The sequence below is a fragment of the Streptomyces sp. NPDC013187 genome (genome assembly GCF_042899705.1).
GTDB classification, from domain to species: Bacteria; Actinomycetota; Actinomycetes; order Streptomycetales; family Streptomycetaceae; genus Streptomyces; species Streptomyces hawaiiensis_A.
Map to the genome: position 1 here is coordinate 389637 of NZ_JBIBAF010000007.1, position 18658 is coordinate 408294.

An 18658-nucleotide genomic window follows, 5' to 3' on the forward strand; every position below is an offset into this window, starting at 1 on the left:
GGCCCCCTGCGCGGCGAGTCCCGCGACCACCGGCCCCCGTCGATGGACCGCGCCCGCCTCACTAAGGTGCGGTGCATGAGCGATCAGGTGGTGCTGCACGTGAAGGGGCGGGTGCTCGTCGGACCGGAGGACGTCCGGGACGAGTTGTGGGTGGTCGACGGCCGCGTCTCCTACGACCGTCCCGCCGGCGCCCGCGACATCCGCACGGTCGTCGGCTGGGCCCTGCCCGGCCTCGTCGACGCACACTGCCACGTCGGGCTCGACCGGCACGGTCCGGTCCCCGAGGACGTCGCGGAGAAGCAGGCCCTGACGGACCGGGACGCGGGCACCCTGCTCATCCGAGACGCCGGCTCGCCCTCCGACACCCGCTGGATCGACGACCGCGAGGACCTGCCGAAGATCATCCGCGCCGGGCGGCACATCGCCCGCACCCGCCGCTACATCCGCAACTACGCCTGGGAGATCGAGCCGGAGGACCTGGTCGCCTATGTCGCCCAGGAGGCCCGCCGCGGCGACGGCTGGGTCAAGCTGGTCGGCGACTGGATCGACCGCGACCTCGGCGACCTCTCGGCCTGCTGGCCACGCGACGCCGTCGAGGCGGCCATCGCCGAAGCCCACCGCCTGGGCGCGCGTGTGACCGCGCACTGCTTCTCGGAGGACTCCCTGCAGGACCTCGTCGAGGCGGGCATCGACTGCATCGAACACGCGACGGGCCTGACCGAGGACCTCATCCCGCTGTTCGCGCGGCGCGGTGTCGCCATCGTCCCGACCCTGGTCAACATCGCGACCTTCCCGCAGCTCGCCGACGGCGGCGAGAGCAAGTTCCCCCGCTGGTCGGCCCATATGCGCCGGCTCCACGAACGCCGCTACGACACCGTGCGGAACGCCTACGACGCCGGCATCCCCGTCTTCGTCGGCACCGACGCCGGCGGCGGTCTCGCCCACGGGCTGGCCGCGGCCGAGGTGGGTGAGCTCGTCACGGCCGGCATCCCGCCCGTCGAGGCCCTCGCCGCGGGCACCTGGACCGCACGCCGCTGGCTCGGCCGCCCCGGCCTGGAAGAGGGCGCCCCGGCCGACCTCGTCGTCTACGACGAGGACCCGCGGGCCGACGTACGGGTGCTGGCGTCGCCGCGCCGGGTGGTGCTGAACGGGCGCGTGGTCGGGTAGGGCCCCGGGAGCCGATCGCGCGACCGGCCCTGAGGGGGAGCGGTGGGGAACGCCGTGTGCCGTGGCAACCGGCATGGACGCAGGGTCTCGCCACGTCGGGGGAGCGGTGGCCCTGGCCCGCCGCCGCGGCCGACCCGGCGGCCCGGGGCGCGACGGCAGGTGTCCTCAGAGCTGCAGCGCCTGCTCCAGCGCCCGCAGAAACCCGTCGGTCGTCCCGCGGTCCCGCACCGCCAGCCGGAGCCACTGCCCGTCCAGCCCGGGGAAGGTGTCCCCGCGGCGCACGGCGTAGCCGAGGTCGCGCAGGCGCCGGCGGACGGCGGACGCCCCCGGCAGGCGGAGCAGGACGAACGGGCCCTGCGCGGGCCCGGCCACCCGCAGTCCGGCCGGGGCGAAGCGGGCGAGGCCCGCCAGCAGGTGCTCGCGGTCCGCCGCGACGCGGTGCGCCGCGTGGGCCGCCTCCGCCAGCGCCCGGGGCCCCACGCACGCCTCGGCCGCGGCCAGCGCCGGGGTCGACACCGGCCACAGCGGCTGGGCCCGCTGAAGGTCCTCGACGGTCTCGGGCGCCGCCAGCACGTACCCGATCCGCAGCCCGGCCAGCCCCCACGTCTTGGTCAGGCTGCGCAGCACCACCAGGCCGGGCACGTCGACGCGCCCGGCCAGGGCCTCGCGCTCGCCCGGCACGGCGTCCATGAACGCCTCGTCCACCACCAGCACCCGCCCGGGCCGGGCGAGTGCGGCGATCGCGTCCGCCGGGTGCAGCACCGACGTCGGGTTCGTGGGGTTGCCGATGACCACCAGGTCCGCGTCCTCGGGGACGGCCGCCGGGTCCAGCCGGAAACCGTCCTCCTCCCGCAGCAGCACCCGGCCGACCGTGTGCCCCGCGTCCCGCAGTGCCGCCTCCGGCTCCGTGAACTGGGGGTGGACGACGACCGGCCGGCGCACCTTCAGCGCCCGCGCCAGCAGCACGAACGCCTCCGCCGCACCCGCCGTCAGCAGCACCCGCTCCACCGGCAGCCCGTGCCGCGCGGCCACCGCCGCCCGCGCGGCCCGCCCGTCCGGGTAGGCGGCGAGCCCGCCGAGGGACGCGGCGATGTGCTCCCGCAACCAGACCGGCGGCGTGTCCGCACGGACGTTCACGGCCAGGTCGACGAGCGCACGGCCGTCGTCACGGACCTCCGCGTCCCCGTGGTGACGCAGATCGTGCCCGCTCTCAGTGCGCATGCGAGTGAGCGCCGTGGTGGTGGTGCCCGTGACCGTGCCCGTGGTGGTGGTCGTCGTCGTCCGGGTGGAAGTGCGGCTGCTGCGGCATGCCCACCTTGTCCTCGAAGCCCGGCAGCGCGATGCGGTACACGCACGAGTCGCAGTTCATCCGCAGATCGCCCTTGACGGCCTCCTCGTACCGCTCCCACACCAGGTCGAGCAGCTCCGGCTCCGGCCCGATGACGTCGGCCGACAGCACCTCGGCCTCCGGGTGGGCGGCCGCCCAGCCCTCCGTCTGGTGCCGCACCCGGTCCGGCAGGATGCCCGTGAACAGGAAGTAGGGCAGGACCACGATCCGCCGCGCGCCCAGCCGCACACAGCGGTCGAGACCGCTCGGCACGTCCGGCGCCGCCAGCGACACGAACGCCGTCTCGACGCCCGCGTACCCGCGCCCTTCCCACAGCAGCCGGGCCGCCTTGTGCACCTCGGCGTTGGCGTCCGGGTCCGTGGAGCCGCGCCCCACCAGCAGCACCGTCACGTCGGACCGGTCACCCGGCGTGCGGCCCGCCGACCCCAGGGCCTCGTCCAGCCGCCGCTCCAGCACGTTCAGCAGCGCCGGGTGCGGGCCGAGCGGACGCCCGTAGGTGTACGAGATGCCCGGGTGCCGCTCCTTCTCGCGGGCCAGGGCCGCCGGGATGTCGCCCTTGGCGTGCCCGGCGGACACCAGCATCAGCGGGACGGCGGCGAAGCGCCGCACGCCCTGCTCGACCAGTTCGGTGACGGCCTCGCCCAGCGGCGGCGGGGACAGCTCGATGAAGCCGCCCGCGACGGGCAGTTCGGGGTGCCGGGCCCCCAGCTGCCGTACGAAGTCGCGGAACGCCTCGGCTCCGGCGTCGTCCCGGGTGCCGTGGCCGGCGATGAGCAGGGCGGGCGGGGTGGTCACAGTTTCTCCTCGGCGGAAGTGGGGTGGTACAGCAGGGCGTTGAGCGCGGCGGCGGCGACCGCCGACCCGCCCTTCTCGGACACGTTGCTCACGGCGGGCAGGCCGCTCTCGCGCAGCGCGGCCTTCGATTCGACGGCTCCGACGAAACCGACGGGCAGTCCGATGACGAGCGCGGGGTCGGCGTCGAGCGTCAGCAGCTCCTCCAGCGCGGTCGGCGCGTTGCCGATCACCCAGAGGGCGCCGGGGCCGACCTGCTCGTACGCGAGCCGGATGGCGTGCGCGGACCGGGTCAGCCCGGGACCGGCCTGGGCGTCCCCGAGGCGGCAGACGGTCTCGCGCCGCGTGATGCCGGCGCCGACCATCGCCACGTCCACGACCACGGGCGCCCCGGCGTGCAGCGCCGCGTGCGCCTTCTCCAGGTCGGCCTCGTCCATGACGAGGTCGCCGGCGTAGTCGAGGTCGGCGGCGGAGTGGACGACCCGCTCCACGACCGCCCGGGTCAGGGGCGGGAAGTGCGAGGTGTCCAGCCGGGCGCGCATGCGCCGGTAGGACTCCACCTCGATGGGATGGACGACACGGTTCACTCGGAGCCCTCCTGCGCCGACTGCCAGCGGTAGCCGCGCGGGGTCACCATGCGCCCCGCGATGTCCCGGGTCGCCGTGTTGCCCACGGTCACGACCGTCATCATGTCGACCGTCGCCGGGTCGAGGGAGCCCAGGGTGGTGAGCCGGCTGGACTCGTCCGGACGCGAGGCGTTGCGCACCACACCAACCGGCGTCTGCGGTGTCCGGTGCTCGGCGAGGATGCCCAGCGCCTTGGGAAGCTGCCAGTCACGGCCGCGCGAACGGGGGTTGTAGAAGGTGACCACGATGTCCGCCTCGGCCGCCGCCCGCACCCGCCGCTCGATGACCTCCCACGGCGTGTGCAGGTCGGACAGGCTGATCGACACGTGGTCGTGGCCCAGCGGGGCGCCCAGGATCGCACCGGCCGCGAGCGCCGCCGTCACGCCGGGCACGCCGACCACGTCGATGTCGTCCGAGGCCTTGGCCAGCGCCGGGGAGGCCATGGCGTAGACGCCCGCGTCCCCGCTGCCGATCAGCGCGACGGCCTGCCCCTTGCGGGCCTCCTCGACGGCCGTGCGCGCCCGCTCCTCCTCGGCCCCGAGCCCCGACTCCAGGATCCGGGTGCCGGGCCGCAGCAGATCGCGGATCTGGTCGACGTACTGGTCGAGCCCGACGAGCACGGAAGCGCGCCGCAGTTCGGCCTTCGCGCGGGGCGTGAGCAGGTCCCGGGCGCCCGGCCCGAGCCCGACCACTGCGAGCCGCCCGCGCCCCGGACGCCGTACGACGGCACAGGTCGCCATGGCCGGGCTCGCGGCCGACTTCCGCTTCGGGACGAGGAGTTCGCCACCGCCGACGAGCGCGGCGGCCTCCGCCACGGACGGCGTCCCGACGGCGGCGAGCGGCGCGTCGGACGGGTTGGGCACGTCGACCCCGGCCAGCTCCTCGGCGGAGTACGTCACCAGGGGCACCCCGAGCCGCCGCGCGGCCCCGACGATGCCGGGCTCCTCGGCCTTGGCGTCGACGGTGGCCAGCTCCGCGACGGACGCCACGGACAGCCCGGCCTCCCGCAGGGCGTCCTCGACCAGTCCGAGGACCTCCTCCACGGGCGCGCCCTTGGACGCCCCGACCCCGACGACCAGCGTCGGCGGACGCAGCACGACCTCGCGCTCGGCCGCCTCGACGAGCCGGTCGGTCACCCGGATCGTGTACGACCCCTGGTCCGCGACCGGCAGCGGCGGCAGCGGCCAGGCCACCTCGGCCCGCAGCGCCACCGCCTCGCCGTCCAGCAGCGCCCGCGAGACCCCGGCGACATCGCCTTCCACGGGCAGGCCGAGGGTGTCCAGGCCCGCCAGGTCCACGGCGTCCGTGGCCGTCGTCACCACCGGCTCGGCGCCCAGCAAGTCACCCACTTCGCGGGCCAGTTCGTTGGCGCCGCCCGCGTGCCCGCCCAGCAGGGACACGGCGAACCGCCCGCCCTCGTCGACGCACACCACGCCCGGGTCCTCGGTCTTGCCGGACAGCAGCGGTGCCACCAGCCGCACCACCGCGCCCGTCGCCAGGAAGCACACGAGTTGCTCGCACTGCGCGAACGCGGTCCGTACGGCGTCCCCGACGGGACCCTCGTACACCCGGGTGCGGTCCGGCCACGCGGCGGCCAGCCGGTCCCGGGCAGCCGCTCCCGCCGCGGTGGCGGAAATGAGGCCGATCACTGGGCGACTCCTTCTTCGACAGCTGCCGGGGGCCGGACGCCCCACAGCAGGAAAACGGGGTTGGTCGCCGCGAGCCGGGTCACGTCCCCGGGCAGCGGCGCGAGCCGCGACGACTGCAGGAGCACGCCGTCGCAGGTGAAACCGGCGCTCGTCAGGGCCTCGCGCGCGGCCGGTACGCGGTCGAGCGCGGCCATGGCGACGACCACGGTGCGCCGGGCGCGGCGCGCGCACGCGGCGACGATCGCGGGCAGTTCGCGCCCGCCGCCCCCCACGAACACGGCGTCCGGGGTCTCGGCGAGCTCCACCAGCGCCTCCGGCGCCGCGCCCCGCACCACCCGCACGTCCACACCGTGCGCTGCGGCGTTGGCACGGACCCGCTCGACCCCGTCCGCGGTCTTCTCCACGGCGGTCACGGCCGCACCGAGCCGCGCGCACTCCACGGCGACGGACCCCGAGCCCGCGCCCACGTCCCACACCAGGTCGCCCGGGCGCGGCCCCAGCCGGGCCAGGGCCAGCGCCCGCACCTCGAACTTGGTGATCATCGAGTCGCGGTGGGCGAACTCCGCCTCCTCCAGGGCCCAGCCAGCGGGCTGCTCCCCGGGCCCCGCGACCGTCCGAACCGGCCCGAGCGCCCGCGCCTCGTCCAGGCACAGCACCACGTTCACCCCGGTACCCCAGTCCCGTGCCGCGGCCTCGGCGGGCGTCACCCGCTCCACGCGCTCCGCGTCCGAGCCGAGCCCGGAGGCGACGACCAGCACCCGCGCCGCCTCCCGCAACGCGGCACCCAGCTCCGCGGGACCCGCGCCCGGACCGGTCAGCACGGCCGTCTTCGCCTGCGCCCGGCACACGTTGACGGCCGTCCGCAGCTCCCGCCCGTGGGCGCTCACCACCACGGCGTCGTCCCACGGCAGCCCGATCCGGGCGAACGCGGCGGCGACCGACGACACTCCGGGCCGCACGTCCAGCCGCTCCGTCCCGAATCGCTCGGCCAGCACCCGCACGATCCCGAAGAACCCGGGGTCGCCGGAGGCCAGCACCAGAACGGGACGGTCCTTCGCGATGTACTCGCCGATGGTGTCCAGGGCCGGCGCGAGGGGTCCCAGCACGACCCGCTCCGCCGTCTCCGGCAGCCGTACGGCGTCGAGATGCCGCCGCCCGCCCACCACCAGCTCGGCACCGGCGAGGACGTCGTCGGAAGGCGCCGCCCCCGTCCCCGTGCCGACCACCGTGATCACGTACTCGCCCCCCGCTCCCGCAGCGCCCGCCGGGCCTCCGGGTCCGCCTTGCGGTACCCGTGGAAGTGACCCGGGTGGTACAGGTGCGAGCGCGTGCCGTGCGCGTCGAGCGCCGGGCCGACCAGGAACAGGGTGTGCTTCCAGAGCTTGTGCTCCTTGACCGTCTCCTCCAGCGTGCCGATCGTGCACTTCACGACCAGCTCCTCCGGCCAGGTCGCCTGGTACGCCACCAGGACCGGCGTCGTCGTCGGGTAGCCGCCCTCCAGCAGCTCCCGCACGAGCTGTCCGCTGCGGGCGGCGGAGAGGAACACCGCCATGGTGGTGCCGTGCTTGGCGAACTCCCGGACCTCCTCGCCGGGCGGCATCGGCGTCTTGCCGCCGCCGAGCCGGGTCAGCACGACCGACTGCGCGACCTCCGGGATGGTCAGCTCGCGCTGGGCGAGCGCCGCGACGGCCGAGAAGGAGGACACCCCGGGCACGATCTCGGTCGCGATGCCCATCTCGGCGCACCGGTCGACCTGCTCCTGCGTACCGCCCCACAGGGCCGGGTCACCGGAGTGGATACGGGCGACCTTGAGCCCCTCGCCGCGGGCCCGCTCGTACACGGCGACGACGTCCTCCAGGGACATGGTCGCCGAGTCGAGGATCTCCGCGTCCTCACGGGCGTGTTCGAGGACCTCCTCCTGGACCAGGCTGGCCGCCCAGATCACGACGTCGGCCTCGGCGATGGCGCGCGCGGCACGGAACGTCAGCAGGTCGGCGGCGCCGGGGCCGGCACCGACGAAGGTCACTTTGCCGGCGGGGGCGTCGGCCATGGGATGGGTCCTCTCGTACAGGGGGTGAAGGGGGGTGATGCCGGACGGGCGGGTCAGAGCTTGCCGCCCCGGCCGCCCTCGCGCCGGGCGGGTGCGATGAGCGTCGACAGGTAGGGCAGGGGCGTCTCGTCGAGCTCGGCGGCCGGGCGCACGGACTCCTCCGGGAGGCCCAGCGCCGATCCCCACACGGCGTCGGCGAGCCGTCCGGTCTCCCGCAGCGCCTCGGCGACCTCGTGCGCCTGCCGCCCGAACTTGTAGGCGACCACCGTCCCGGGCCCGGCCAGGGCGTCCTTCAGCACGGCCGACCCGGCGGTGACGGGCACGAGCGTGAGCGGCTCGGTCCCCTCGGTCAGCACGGCACCCGACCGGGCGGCGAGGTCCTGCATGGCGGTGATACCGGGCACGGTCTCGACGACGGTTCCCGGCAAGAGTTCGGCGATGGTCTGCGCGAGGTAGGTGAACGTCGAGTACACGTTGGGGTCCCCGATGGTCGCGAAGGCCACCGACGGGTGCCGCCGCAGCAGCTCGGCGACCCGCTCGCCGGCCGCGTCCCAGGCGGCCTCGCGCCGCCCCCGGTCGCTGCGCTCGTTCAGCGCGAACACGACCCGGACGACCTTCTCCTCGGGCACGTAGTGCAACACGGTCGCCTCGGCCCGGCCGCGCTCCATGGTGTCCATCACGGGCACGACGACGACGTCCGCCTCCCGCAGGGCGTTCACGCCCTTGACGGTCACCAGTTCCGGATCCCCGGGGCCCACCCCGACTCCGACCAGCCTGCTGCTCATGACGTCCGGCACCTCTCCACGAACCGACGGGCGACACCGGGCTCGGACGCCCAGTGCGTGTGCAGATAGCTCGCGTGCACACCGCGCTGTACAAAACCTTCGACCCGCGGCCGGGGCCCGCGGACCCCCCAGGCGGGCTCCGCCCCCGAGCCGGGCTCCACGACGGTCCGGTGGAACTCGTGCCCCCGCAACCGCGTCCCGGCCGCCGCGAGCACACTGTCGCCCACGGCCACGGCGTCCCGGTAGCCCAGCGTGAGCCGCTCGGTCATCCGCGCCCCGGCGTCCAGCACGCCGCACATCGGCAGCCCGTCCAGCTCCCGGCACAGGTACAGCAGCCCGGCGCACTCGGCGGCGACGGGAGCACCACTCTCCGCGAGCGCGGCCACGGCCTTCCGCAGAGGTTCGTTGGCGGACAGCTCGGAGGCGTACACCTCGGGGAACCCGCCCCCGATCACCAACCCGGCGGTCCCTTCGGGCAGTTCCTCGTCCCGCAACGGATCGAAGGGGACGACGTGGGCACCGGCGGCGGTGAGGAGTTCGGTGGTCTCGGCGTAGGAGAAGCTGAACGCCTCCCCGCCGGCAACAGCGACCACCAGCCCGTCCGGCGCTTGAGGACGAGGCCGTTCAGGCCGACCGGGGGTCCAGGGGGCTCCGCCCCCCGGCGGGGTCGAAGGGGCGGAGCCCCTGGAGGACGGGAAGGGTAGGGGCGGCGGGGGCGAGGAAACGGCCTCGGCCGCATCCCAGGCCGTCCCCGACAGCGCGCCCGCACTCCGCGCCAGCCCGGCCAACGCGTCCAGATCACACCCCTCGGAGACCTGCGCCCCCATCGCCGCCACGGCCTCCACCGCGGCGGCGTGCCGCTCGGCGACCGGCACCAGCCCCAGATGCCGCGACGGCGTGTCCACCTGCGCAGCCCGCCGCAACACCCCCAGCACCGGCACCCCGGCCTGCTCCAACGCCTCCCGCAACAGCTCCTCGTGCCGGTCCGAGGCGACCTTGTTCAGGATCACGCCCCCGACCCGCACCTCAGGGTCCCAGGAGGCGAACCCGTGCACCAGCGCCGCCACCGACCGGGACTGCGACGACGCGTCCACGACCAGCACCACCGGCGCCCCGAGCAGCTTCGCGACATGAGCGGTGGACGCGAGCTCACCCTCGCCCGCGGCCCCGTCGTACAGCCCCATCACACCCTCGATGACGGCGATGTCACACCCCTGAGCCCCGTGCAGGAACAGCGGCCCGACCAGCTCGGGCCCGCACAGGTACGCGTCGAGGTTCCGTCCCACCCGCCCGGTCGCGAGCGCGTGGTACCCGGGGTCGATGTAGTCCGGCCCGACCTTGTGCGGGGACACGGCGAGCCCCCGCGCGGCGAACGCGGCCATCAACCCCGTGGCGACGGTGGTCTTGCCGCTGCCCGACGAGGGCGCGGCGATGACCAGCCGTGGGACGGAAGCACTCACCACTCGATGCCCCTCTGGCCCTTCTGGCCCGCGTCCATGGGGTGCTTGACCTTGGACATGTCGGTCACGAGGTCGGCGAAGTCCACGAGCTTCCCGGGCGCGTTCCGCCCGGTGATGACGACGTGCTGGGTCCCGGGCCGGTCCCGCAGCACGGAGATCACCTCGTCCGTGTCCACCCACCCCCAGTGCATCGGGTAGGCGAACTCGTCGAGCACGTACAGCTTGTACGTCTCAGCCGCCAGGTCCCGCTTGACCTGCTCCCAGCCCTCCCGGGCCTTCTCCTCGTTGTCCATCTGGGCGTCGCGCTGCACCCAGGACCAGCCCTCGCCCATCTTGTGCCAGTCGACGGACCCGCCCTCGCCGGAGGCGCCCAGCACGCGCAGCGCGTTCTCCTCGCCGACCTTCCACTTCGCCGACTTGACGAACTGGAACACCCCGATCGGCCACCCCTGGTTCCAGGCCCGCAGCGCGAGCCCGAAGGCGGCGGTGGACTTGCCCTTGCCGACGCCCGTGTGCACGACGACCAGCGGCCGGTTCCGGCGCTGCCGGGTCGTCAGTCCGTCGTCCGGCACCACACTCGGCTGTCCCTGCGGCATTACGCGGCCCTCCTCTGCACGTCCTTCACGAGCCCGGCGATGCTGTCCGCGCGCAGCTCGTCCAATGTCACCGCCGTACCGCCCAGTTCACCGGCGAGCTGTCCGGCGAGCCCGAGCCGCACCGGCCCCGACTCGCAGTCCACGACGACCGAGGCGACCCCGTCGGCCGCGAACAGCCGCGCCGCACGCCCGGCCAGGGCGACCGGCTCGGGGCCACCGGTGGCGCGCCCGTCCGTCACCAGCACGACCAGCGGCCGCCGCGCGGGATCGCGCAGCCGCTCCACGCGCAGCACGTCATGGGCGCGCAGCAGTCCCGCCGCGAGCGGCGTACGCCCGCCCGTCGGCAGCGTCTCCAGGCGGGCCGCCGCCGCGTCCACCGACGAGGTCGGCGGCAGCGCGACGTCCGCGCCCGTGCCGCGGAAGGTCACCAGGCCCACCTTGTCGCGCCGCTGGTAGGCGTCCAGCAGCAGTGACAGCACGGCGCCCTTCACGGCGCTCATCCGCTGCCGGGCCGCCATCGACCCGGAGGCGTCCACGACGAACAGGACGAGATTGCCCTCGCGCCCCTCACGGGTGGCCTGCCGCAGATCGTCCCGGCGCACCACCAGGCCCGGCCCGGACCGCCCGCGCGCCCGCTGGTGCGGCGCCGCCGCCTGCACGGTCGCCGCCAGGTGCAGCTTGGTGAGGGCGCCCCGGGGCCGCCGGGCCCCGGTCGTCCGCCCGTGCTCGGTCCGCGCCCGCGAACGCCGCCCGGCGGCACCCTCGCCGATCCCGGGCACGCTCAGCACCTTGGTGCGAAACGGCTCGGATGCGCGTGCGGGCGACTGCTCGCCGGCGCCCGAGGGCTGCGGCTGCCCGTCCTCGCCGGCCTCGGGCCGGGCGGCGGCGTCGTCGCCGCCCTGGGGCGCGTCGTCGGGCTCCGGCTGTCCGCCGCCGCCCCCGCCGGGCCCGTCCGGGCCGGGGTCCGGATCCGGGTCGTCGTCGTCCGAGCCGCCGAACTCCTCCAGCGTCTCGTCGAGCTTGTCCTCGTCGAGACCCGGCGCGTCGAAGGGGTTGCGCCGCCGCCGGTGCGGCAGCGTGAGCAGCGCCGCCTGCCGGACGTCCTCCGCGAGCACGTCCGTGCGCCCGGCCCAGGCCGCCAGCGCGGTGGCGGTCCGCGCCATCACGATGTCGGCGCGCATGCCGTCGACCTCGAAGGCCGCACAGGTCGCCGCGATCTGCCGCAGCGCCCCGTCGCCCAGTCGCACGGACGGCAGCAGCTCCCGCGCGGCGACGATCCGGGCCCGTACGGCGGTTTCCTCCTCGGCCCAGCGCGCGGCGAAGGCGGCCGGGTCGTCGTCGTAGGCCAGCCGCCGCTTGACGACCTCCACCCGCTGGTCCGGCTCCCGGGAGGCCGCGACCTCCACGGTCAGCCCGAACCGGTCGAGCAACTGCGGCCGCAGTTCGCCCTCCTCGGGGTTCATGGTGCCGACGAGCAGGAAACGGGCGGCGTGCCGCACCGAGACGCCCTCGCGCTCGACGTACGAGGCGCCCATCGCGGCCGCGTCCAGCAGCAGGTCGACCAGGTGGTCGTGGAGGAGGTTGACCTCGTCGACGTAGAGGATCCCGCGGTGCGCGTCGGCCAGCAGGCCCGGCTCGAAGGCCTTCACGCCCTCCGAGAGGGCCCGCTCGATGTCCAGCGCGCCGACCAGCCGGTCCTCGGAGGCGCCGACGGGCAGTTCGACCATGCGCGCGGGCCGGGTCTCGAACGCCCCCGGCTCGTGCGGCCCGTCCGGGCAGCCGGGGTCGGGGGAGCCGGGGTCGCAGGAGAAGCGGCAGCCGGAGACGACGTCCAGCGTCGGCATGAGCGCCGAGAGCGCCCGCACGGCCGTCGACTTGGCCGTGCCCTTCTCGCCGCGCACCAGCACACCGCCGACCGCCGGTGACACGGCGTTCAGCAGCAGCGCGAGCCGCAGGTCGTCCTGGCCGACGACGGCCGTGAACGGAAAGGGGGTGGTCACTTCTCGTCGCCCTCCAGGTCGCCTTCGAGTTCCAGATAGGTGGCGCGCAGCCGCTCCAGCGTCTCCGCGTCCGGCTCGGCCCACAGTCCGCGCTCCGCGGCCTCCAGCAGCCGTTCGGTGATGCCGCGCAGCGCCCAGGGGTTGGACTTCTTCATGAAGTCCCGGTTCTCGGGGTCGAAGACGTACTCGGCGCTGAGCTTCTCGTACATCCAGTCGTCCACGACCCCGGCCGTGGCGTCGTACCCGAACAGGTAGTCCACGGTCGCCGCCATCTCGAAGGCGCCCTTGTAGCCGTGGCGCCGCATGGCCGCCATCCAGCGCGGGTTGACCACCCGGGCGCGGAAGACGCGGTGCGTCTCCTCGCCGAGCGTGCGGGTCTTCACCTGGTCGGGGGTGGCCGAGTCGCCGACGTACGCCTCGGGGCTCGCGCCCGTGAGGTGCCGGACCATGGCGACCATGCCGCCGTGGTACTGGAAGTAGTCGTCGGCGTCGACCAGGTCGTGCTCACGGGTGTCGACGTTCTTCGCGGCGACGGCGATCCGCTTGAACGCCGTCTCCATGTCCCCGCGCGCGGCCCGCCCGTCGAGCCCGCGGCCGTAGGCGTAGCCGCCCCACACCGCGTACACCTCGGCGAGGTCGGCGTCGGAGCGCCAGTTGCGGGCGTCGATCAGCGGCAGCAGACCGGCCCCGTAGGCCCCCGGCTTGGAGCCGAAGATGCGGGCCGTGGCCCGGCGGCGGTCGCCGTGCTCGGCGGTGTCCTGGTCGGCGTGGGCCCGGACGTAGTTGGACTCGGCCGGCTCGTCCAGCTCGGCCACCTTGCGCACGGCGTCGTCGATCAGGCCCACCACGTGCGGGAACGCGTCCCGGAAGAAGCCCGAGATGCGGACCGTCACGTCGATGCGCGGCCGGCCGAGCTCCGCCAGGGGGACCACCTCGAACCCGGTCACGCGCCGCGAGGCGTCGTCCCACACCGGCCGGCAGCCCAGCAGCGCCAGAATCTCGGCGATGTCGTCCCCCTGGGTGCGCATCGCCGAGGTGCCCCACACCGTCAGGCCGACGGACTTCGGATAGTCGCCGGTGTCCTGCAGATACCGCTGCACCAGCGAGTCCGCGAGCGACTGCCCGACCTCCCAGCTCAGCCGGGACGGAATGGCCTTGGGGTCGACGGAGTAGAAGTTGCGGCCCGTCGGCAGGACGTTGACCAGCCCACGAGTCGGCGAACCGGAGGGGCCCGCCGGGACGTAACCGCCGTTCAGCGCCCGCAGGATGTGCCCGATCTCGTCGGTGGTCTTCTCCAGTCGGGGCACGACCTCGGTACAGGCGAATTCGAGCACGGCGACGGCGTCGGGCAGTTCGGTGCGGAGGACCTCCCGGACCAGGGGCGCGCTCTCGGCGACCGCCCAGCCGCGCTCCTCCATGCCCTCCGCGATCCGCCGGCACAGCTGCTCCAGCAGGTCGATCGCGTCGGCGGCGCTGCGGGCCGGACCGTCCACCAGGTCCGTCAGCTCGACGGGCACCTTTACCGGGGCGCCCGGCTCGGCGAGCAGCTCCTTCTCCACCAGCCCGAAGTGCTGCGCCAGCGACGCCCGCAGGCCCGGCAGCGCGTTGGCCTGCCCGCCCCACACCTGCGAGGCGCGCAGCACGGCCAGCACGAGGTTCACGCGCGGCTCACCGACCGGCCCGCCGCCCAGGATGTGCAGTCCGTCGCGGATCTGCACGTCCTTGATCTCGCACAGATAGCCGTCGATGTGCATGACGAACTCGTCGAACTCCGTGTCGTCCGGCTGCTCGTCGACGTGCAGGTCGTGGTGGAGCTCGGCGGCCTTGACCAGCGTCCAGATCTGGGCGCGCACGGTCGGGGCCTTCGCCGGGTCCAGGTCGGAGACGAGCGCGTACTCGTCGAGGAGCTGCTCCAGCTTGGCCAGGTCGCCGTAGGTGTCGGCGCGGGCCATCGGCGGCACGAGGTGGTCGACGACCGTGGCATGCCCGCGCCGCTTGGCCTGGGTGCCCTCGCCCGGGTCGTTGACGATGAACGGGTAGACCAGCGGCAGGTCGCCGAGGACCGCGTCCGGGGCGCAGCCGCCGCTGAGGCCGAGGCCCTTGCCGGGCAGCCACTCCATGGTGCCGTGCTTGCCCATGTGGACGATCGCGTCGGCGCCGAAACTGTTCTCCAGCCACCGGTAGGCCGCCATGTAGTGGTGGGACGGCGGCATGTCCGGGTCGTGGTAGATCGCGATCGGGTTCTCGCCGAAGCCGCGCGGCGGCTGGATCATCACGACGACGTTCCCGAACTGCAGGGACGCCAGCACGATGTCGTCGCCGTCGACGTAGAGGCTGCCCGGCGGCTCGCCCCACGCCTCGGTCATGGCGTCCTTCAGCTCCGGGTCGAGCTTCTCGAACCAGGCCCGGTAGTCGGCCAGCGGCACCCGCGCGGGCGCGGCGGCCAGCTGCTCCTCCGTCAGCCACTCCACGTCGTGCCCACCGGCGTTGATGAGCCGGTGGATCAGCTCGTCACCCTCGTCCGGGTGCCCCTCGACGACGTACCCGGCGTCCCGCAGCGCGTCCAGCACTCGCACCGCCGAGGCCGGGGTGTCCAGCCCCACCGCGTTGCCGACCCGCGAGTGCTTGGTCGGGTACGCGGTGAAGACCAGCGCCAGCTTCTTCTCGGCGTTCTCCTTGTGCTTCAGCCGCGCGTGCCGTACGGCGATGCCGGCGACGCGCCCCGCACGCTCCGGGTCGGCGACGTACACGGGCACGTCGTCCGGACCCTGCTCCTTGAAGGAGAACGGCACGGTGATCAGCCGTCCGTCGAACTCCGGGATGGCCACCTGCATCGCGGCGTCCATGGGGGAGAGGGCGGCGTCCGAGTCCGCCCAGGCCTGCCGCGAGGACGTCAGGCACAGGCCCTGCAGCACGGGGATGTCCAGTTCGGCGAGGGCGCCGATGTCCCAGGCCTCCTCGTCACCGCCCGCCGAGGCCTGTGAGGCGTGGGTGCCGCCGGCCGCGAGGACCGTGGCGACCACGGCGTCGGCCTGCCCGAGGATCTCGTACAGCCCCGCGTCCGCCCCGCGCAGCGAACCGCAGTACACCGGCAGCGCGTTGGCACCGTGCGCCTCGATCGCGTCGCACAGGGTGTCGACGAAGGCGGTGTTCCCGCTCAGTTCGTGGGCCCGGTAGAAGAGCACGCCGACGGTCGGACGGCCCTCCACGCGGGTGCGCTCGCCGTGGACGCCGTACTCGGGCATCTTCCGCGGCTCGACGAATCCTTCGCCCGTCAGCAGCACGGTGTCGGAGAGGAACCGGGCGAGTTCGGTCAGGTTCTCCGGCCCGCCCTCCACGAGGTACTTCAGCGCCTCCGCGACGACACCGGCCGGGACGGACGACTCGGCCATCAGCTCCGCGTCCGGCACGGCCTCGCCGCCCAGCAGCACGGTCGGGATGCCGGAGGCCTTCAGCGCGGCGAGCCCGTCCTCCCAGGCCCGTTTGCCGCCGAGCAGCCGGACGACGGCGATGGACGCCCCGTCCAGCAGGGCCGGCAGCTCCTCCCGGACGTCCACGCGGGTCGGGTTGCCGATCCGGTAGTCGGCCCCGGCGGCGGCCCGGGCCGCCAGCAGGTCCGTGTCGGCGGTCGACAACAACAACACAGTGCTCATGCGGGTGCTCCCGGTGGAATGAAGGGCAGTCCTTGCGGCGCGCCGGACTCGATGAGCCGCCACAGCGCGTCCGTGTCCGCGTGCTGTTCGATCAGGTCGCCGAGCCGGTCGAGCTGCTCCTCGCGCAGCGCGGCGAACGACGTGTCCGGCGCGGGTACGAAGCGGCGGCCCGCGGCGGCCGCCACCTCGCGCAGGAAGGCCCGGCGGAAGCCGTCCGACTCCAGTGAGCCGTGCCAGTGCGTGCCCCAGGTCTGGCCGACCCGGCAGCCGTCCAGGAAGGGAGCGCCGCCGGTGACGTCGGCGACCCCGTGGTGGATCTCGTAGCCCTCGACGTGTTCCCCGAGGGCCTCCCCGGACGGCCGGGTGAGGGTCTTCTCGCGGGCGAACCGCACCCGCACGGGCAGGATCCCGAGCCCGTCGACGCGGCCCCGGCGGCTCTCCACGTCGTCCTCGATGTGCTCGCCGAGGATCTGGAAGCCGCCGCAGATGCCGAGCACGGGCCGCTGCTCGGCGGCCCTGCGGACCAGGGCCTCGGCGAGCCCGCGTTCCCGCAGCCACTCCAGCGCCCGTACCGTCCCGCGGGTGCCGGGCACGATGACGAGGTCGGCGTCGGACAGCTCCTCCGGCCGGTCCACGAACCGCACCACGACGCCCGGTTCGGCGGCCAGCGCGTCCACGTCCGTGAAGTTGGACATGAGCGGCACGGCACAGACCGCGACGCGCAGCACGTCCTCACCGACCGGCGGGGCGACGACGGACTCCCGCACGGCCCCCCGCAGGGAGACCCTGAGTCCGTCCTCTTCATCGATCCCGAGCCCGTGCCGGAACGGCAGCACACCGTAGGTATGACGCCCCGTGAGGCCCTGGAGCATCTCCAGCCCGGGCTCCAGCAGGGAGACGTCCCCGCGGAACTTGTTGACGAGGAAACCGGCGACACACGCCTGGTCCTCGGGCGACAGCAGCGCCACCGTCCCGAAGAACGAGGCGAACACCCCGCCCCGGTCGATGTCGCCGACGACGAGCACGGGCAGCCCGGCGTTCCGGGCGATCCCCATGTTCACGATGTCCGTCCGCCGCAGGTTGATCTCGGCGGGAGAACCGGCCCCCTCACAGATCACCGCGTCATACGTGCCCCGCAACTGCTCCAGGCAGTCCAGCACCGTCCCGAGCAGCCGCTGTTGCCGGCCGCCGTGGTAGCCGCGCGCGCTCATCTCCCCGACCGGCTTGCCCAGCAGCACGACCTGACTGCTCTGCTCGCCACCGGGCTTGAGGAGCACCGGGTTCATCAGCGCGGTCGGCTCGATGCGACAGGCCTGCGCCTGCATGGCCTGCGCCCGCCCGATCTCGGCCCCCTCCGTCGTCACGAAGGAGTTCAGGGACATGTTCTGCGCCTTGAAGGGCGCCACCTTGACGCCCTGCCGCACCAGCCACCGGCAGATCCCGGCGGTCACGACGCTCTTGCCGGCGTCGGAGGTCGTACCGGCGACGAGAAGCCCACCACTCATGTCATTTCCCCCTTCTCGATGACCGCGCGCTCATCAGCAACCGCGCACCGGCGCACACCCCGAGCGCGAGCCAGGTGACGCGCTTCGACAGCCGCACGGCCCGCTCGACGTCGTGCGTGCCGACGGCCCGCCCCCGCGTGTTCAGCACGGGCCGGTGCTCCACCCGCCCGCCGTACGAGAGGGTCCCGCCGAGCCGCACCCCGAGCGCCCCGGCGAACGAGGCCTCCACGGGCCCGGCGTTGGGACTCGGATGCCGGACCGCGTCGGCCCGCCAGGCGCGCACGGCCCCCCGCGGATCCGGCCCGGCCAGCACGGCGAGGACGGCGGTCAGCCGCGCTCCCGGCCACCCCGCGAGGTCGTCCAGCCGCGCGGAGGCCCAGCCGTAGCGCCGGTACCGGGCCGACTTGTGCCCGACCATGGCGTCCAGGGTGTTGACGGCCCGGAAGCCCAGCAGCCCCGGCACCCCGCCGACGGCCCCCCACACCAGGGCCCCCACCACCGCGTCGGAGGTGTTCTCGGCGACGGACTCGACCACGGCCCGGGCCATGCCGTCGGCGTCGAGGGCCTGCGGATCCCGCCCGCACAGATGCGGCAGCCGGGCCCGGGCCGCCTCGACGTCCCCGTCCTCCAGGGCCTGCCCGATGGTCCGTGCCTCCCGGGCGAGTGAAGTCCCCCCGACCACGGCCCAGGTGGCGGCGCCGGTCAGTGCGACGGAGGCGACGGCGGACGTCCGCACGGCCCGCGCGGCGGCGGACCCGAGGGCGACGGCCCCTCCGGCACACACGGCGGTGTGCAGCGCGCCCCACCCGCGATGGTCCCGCCACAGCACCCGTTCCACGGCGCCCGCGGCCCGTCCGAACGCGGCGACCGGATGCCCCCGGCGAGGATCACCGAGCAGCAGGTCACCGATCAGACCGGCGGCGGCGCCGTACGCGAAGACGCGACCGGCACCCATGGGCTCAGCCGGCCAGAAGGGCGGGCAGGGGTGGGGTGTTGAACCTCGGTCGGCAGCCGCGCATGGCGATAT

14 protein-coding genes are annotated in these 18658 nt (G+C 74.5%); 1 reads left to right on the forward strand and 13 read right to left on the reverse strand.

What is annotated here, in order from left to right:
• The first annotated feature begins 75 nt into the window (after positions 1–75).
• Positions 76–1167 (forward strand): amidohydrolase family protein, encoded by a 1092-nt coding sequence (locus ACFY5B_RS17400; RefSeq protein ID WP_389969805.1) that lies wholly within the window; start codon positions 76–78, stop codon positions 1165–1167.
• 165 nt (positions 1168–1332) lie between these two features.
• Here ACFY5B_RS17400 and cobC read toward each other — a convergent pair whose 3' ends face one another.
• From cobC to ACFY5B_RS17465, 13 genes are read right to left on the reverse strand one after another with little or no spacing between them, the layout of a single operon-like run.
• Positions 1333–2388 (reverse strand): Rv2231c family pyridoxal phosphate-dependent protein CobC, encoded by a 1056-nt coding sequence (cobC, locus tag ACFY5B_RS17405; protein WP_389969807.1) that lies wholly within the window; start codon positions 2386–2388, stop codon positions 1333–1335.
• The gene (locus tag ACFY5B_RS17410) at positions 2378–3310 is read right to left on the reverse strand and encodes a sirohydrochlorin chelatase (protein WP_351626110.1); all 933 of its coding nucleotides are present in this window, start codon (positions 3308–3310) and stop codon (positions 2378–2380) included. The genes cobC and ACFY5B_RS17410 overlap by 11 nt, the downstream gene beginning before the upstream one ends.
• A complete protein-coding gene (locus tag ACFY5B_RS17415) occupies positions 3307–3894 on the reverse strand; it encodes a precorrin-8X methylmutase (RefSeq protein ID WP_389969809.1) in 588 nt (195 codons plus the stop codon). Before ACFY5B_RS17415 ends, ACFY5B_RS17410 begins: the two co-directional genes overlap by 4 nt.
• Entirely contained in the window at positions 3891–5582 is a 1692-nt protein-coding gene (gene cobJ, locus ACFY5B_RS17420) for a precorrin-3B C(17)-methyltransferase (protein WP_389969811.1), read from the reverse strand. Before cobJ ends, ACFY5B_RS17415 begins: the two co-directional genes overlap by 4 nt.
• Entirely contained in the window at positions 5579–6817 is a 1239-nt protein-coding gene (gene cbiE, locus ACFY5B_RS17425) for a precorrin-6y C5,15-methyltransferase (decarboxylating) subunit CbiE (RefSeq protein WP_389969813.1), read from the reverse strand. Before cbiE ends, cobJ begins: the two co-directional genes overlap by 4 nt.
• A complete protein-coding gene (gene cobM / locus ACFY5B_RS17430; protein WP_389969815.1) occupies positions 6814–7632 on the reverse strand; it encodes a precorrin-4 C(11)-methyltransferase in 819 nt (272 codons plus the stop codon). The genes cbiE and cobM overlap by 4 nt, the downstream gene beginning before the upstream one ends.
• 53 nt (positions 7633–7685) lie before the next feature.
• Positions 7686–8417, reverse strand: coding sequence for a precorrin-2 C(20)-methyltransferase (gene cobI / locus ACFY5B_RS17435; protein ID WP_389969817.1), 732 nt, complete (start codon positions 8415–8417; stop codon positions 7686–7688).
• On the reverse strand, positions 8414–9877 hold the full coding sequence (locus ACFY5B_RS17440) for a cobyrinate a,c-diamide synthase (RefSeq protein WP_389969818.1): 1464 nt from the start codon (positions 9875–9877) through the stop codon (positions 8414–8416). Before ACFY5B_RS17440 ends, cobI begins: the two co-directional genes overlap by 4 nt.
• Positions 9874–10473, reverse strand: coding sequence for a cob(I)yrinic acid a,c-diamide adenosyltransferase (gene cobO / locus ACFY5B_RS17445; RefSeq protein WP_161365784.1), 600 nt, complete (start codon positions 10471–10473; stop codon positions 9874–9876). The genes ACFY5B_RS17440 and cobO overlap by 4 nt, the downstream gene beginning before the upstream one ends.
• Positions 10473–12473, reverse strand: a complete 2001-nt coding sequence (locus tag ACFY5B_RS17450; RefSeq protein WP_389969820.1) for a putative cobaltochelatase — start codon at positions 12471–12473, stop codon at positions 10473–10475. Before ACFY5B_RS17450 ends, cobO begins: the two co-directional genes overlap by 1 nt.
• Positions 12470–16126, reverse strand: coding sequence for a cobaltochelatase subunit CobN (gene cobN, locus ACFY5B_RS17455; protein ID WP_389969822.1), 3657 nt, complete (start codon positions 16124–16126; stop codon positions 12470–12472). Before cobN ends, ACFY5B_RS17450 begins: the two co-directional genes overlap by 4 nt.
• A complete protein-coding gene (locus ACFY5B_RS17460) occupies positions 16123–17631 on the reverse strand; it encodes a cobyric acid synthase (RefSeq protein ID WP_389969824.1) in 1509 nt (502 codons plus the stop codon). Before ACFY5B_RS17460 ends, cobN begins: the two co-directional genes overlap by 4 nt.
• 1 nt (position 17632) lies before the next feature.
• The gene (locus ACFY5B_RS17465) at positions 17633–18586 is read right to left on the reverse strand and encodes a cobalamin biosynthesis protein (RefSeq protein WP_389969826.1); all 954 of its coding nucleotides are present in this window, start codon (positions 18584–18586) and stop codon (positions 17633–17635) included.
• Between the last annotated feature and the right edge of the window lie 72 nt (positions 18587–18658).

What these genes read in the sequence shown, in the direction of transcription:
- cobC (WP_389969807.1), bottom strand. Translation starts at nt 2,388, where the DNA reads ATGCGCACTGAGAGCGGGCACGATCTGCGTCACCACGGGGACGCGGAG.
- cobO (WP_161365784.1), bottom strand. Translation starts at nt 10,473, where the DNA reads ATGCCGCAGGGACAGCCGAGTGTGGTGCCGGACGACGGACTGACGACC.
- cobI (WP_389969817.1), bottom strand. Translation starts at nt 8,417, where the DNA reads ATGAGCAGCAGGCTGGTCGGAGTCGGGGTGGGCCCCGGGGATCCGGAA.
- ACFY5B_RS17460 (WP_389969824.1), bottom strand. Translation starts at nt 17,631, where the DNA reads ATGAGTGGTGGGCTTCTCGTCGCCGGTACGACCTCCGACGCCGGCAAG.
- ACFY5B_RS17465 (WP_389969826.1), bottom strand. Translation starts at nt 18,586, where the DNA reads ATGGGTGCCGGTCGCGTCTTCGCGTACGGCGCCGCCGCCGGTCTGATC.
- cobM (WP_389969815.1), bottom strand. Translation starts at nt 7,632, where the DNA reads ATGGCCGACGCCCCCGCCGGCAAAGTGACCTTCGTCGGTGCCGGCCCC.
- ACFY5B_RS17400 (WP_389969805.1), top strand. Translation starts at nt 76, where the DNA reads ATGAGCGATCAGGTGGTGCTGCACGTGAAGGGGCGGGTGCTCGTCGGA.
- cobN (WP_389969822.1), bottom strand. Translation starts at nt 16,126, where the DNA reads ATGAGCACTGTGTTGTTGTTGTCGACCGCCGACACGGACCTGCTGGCG.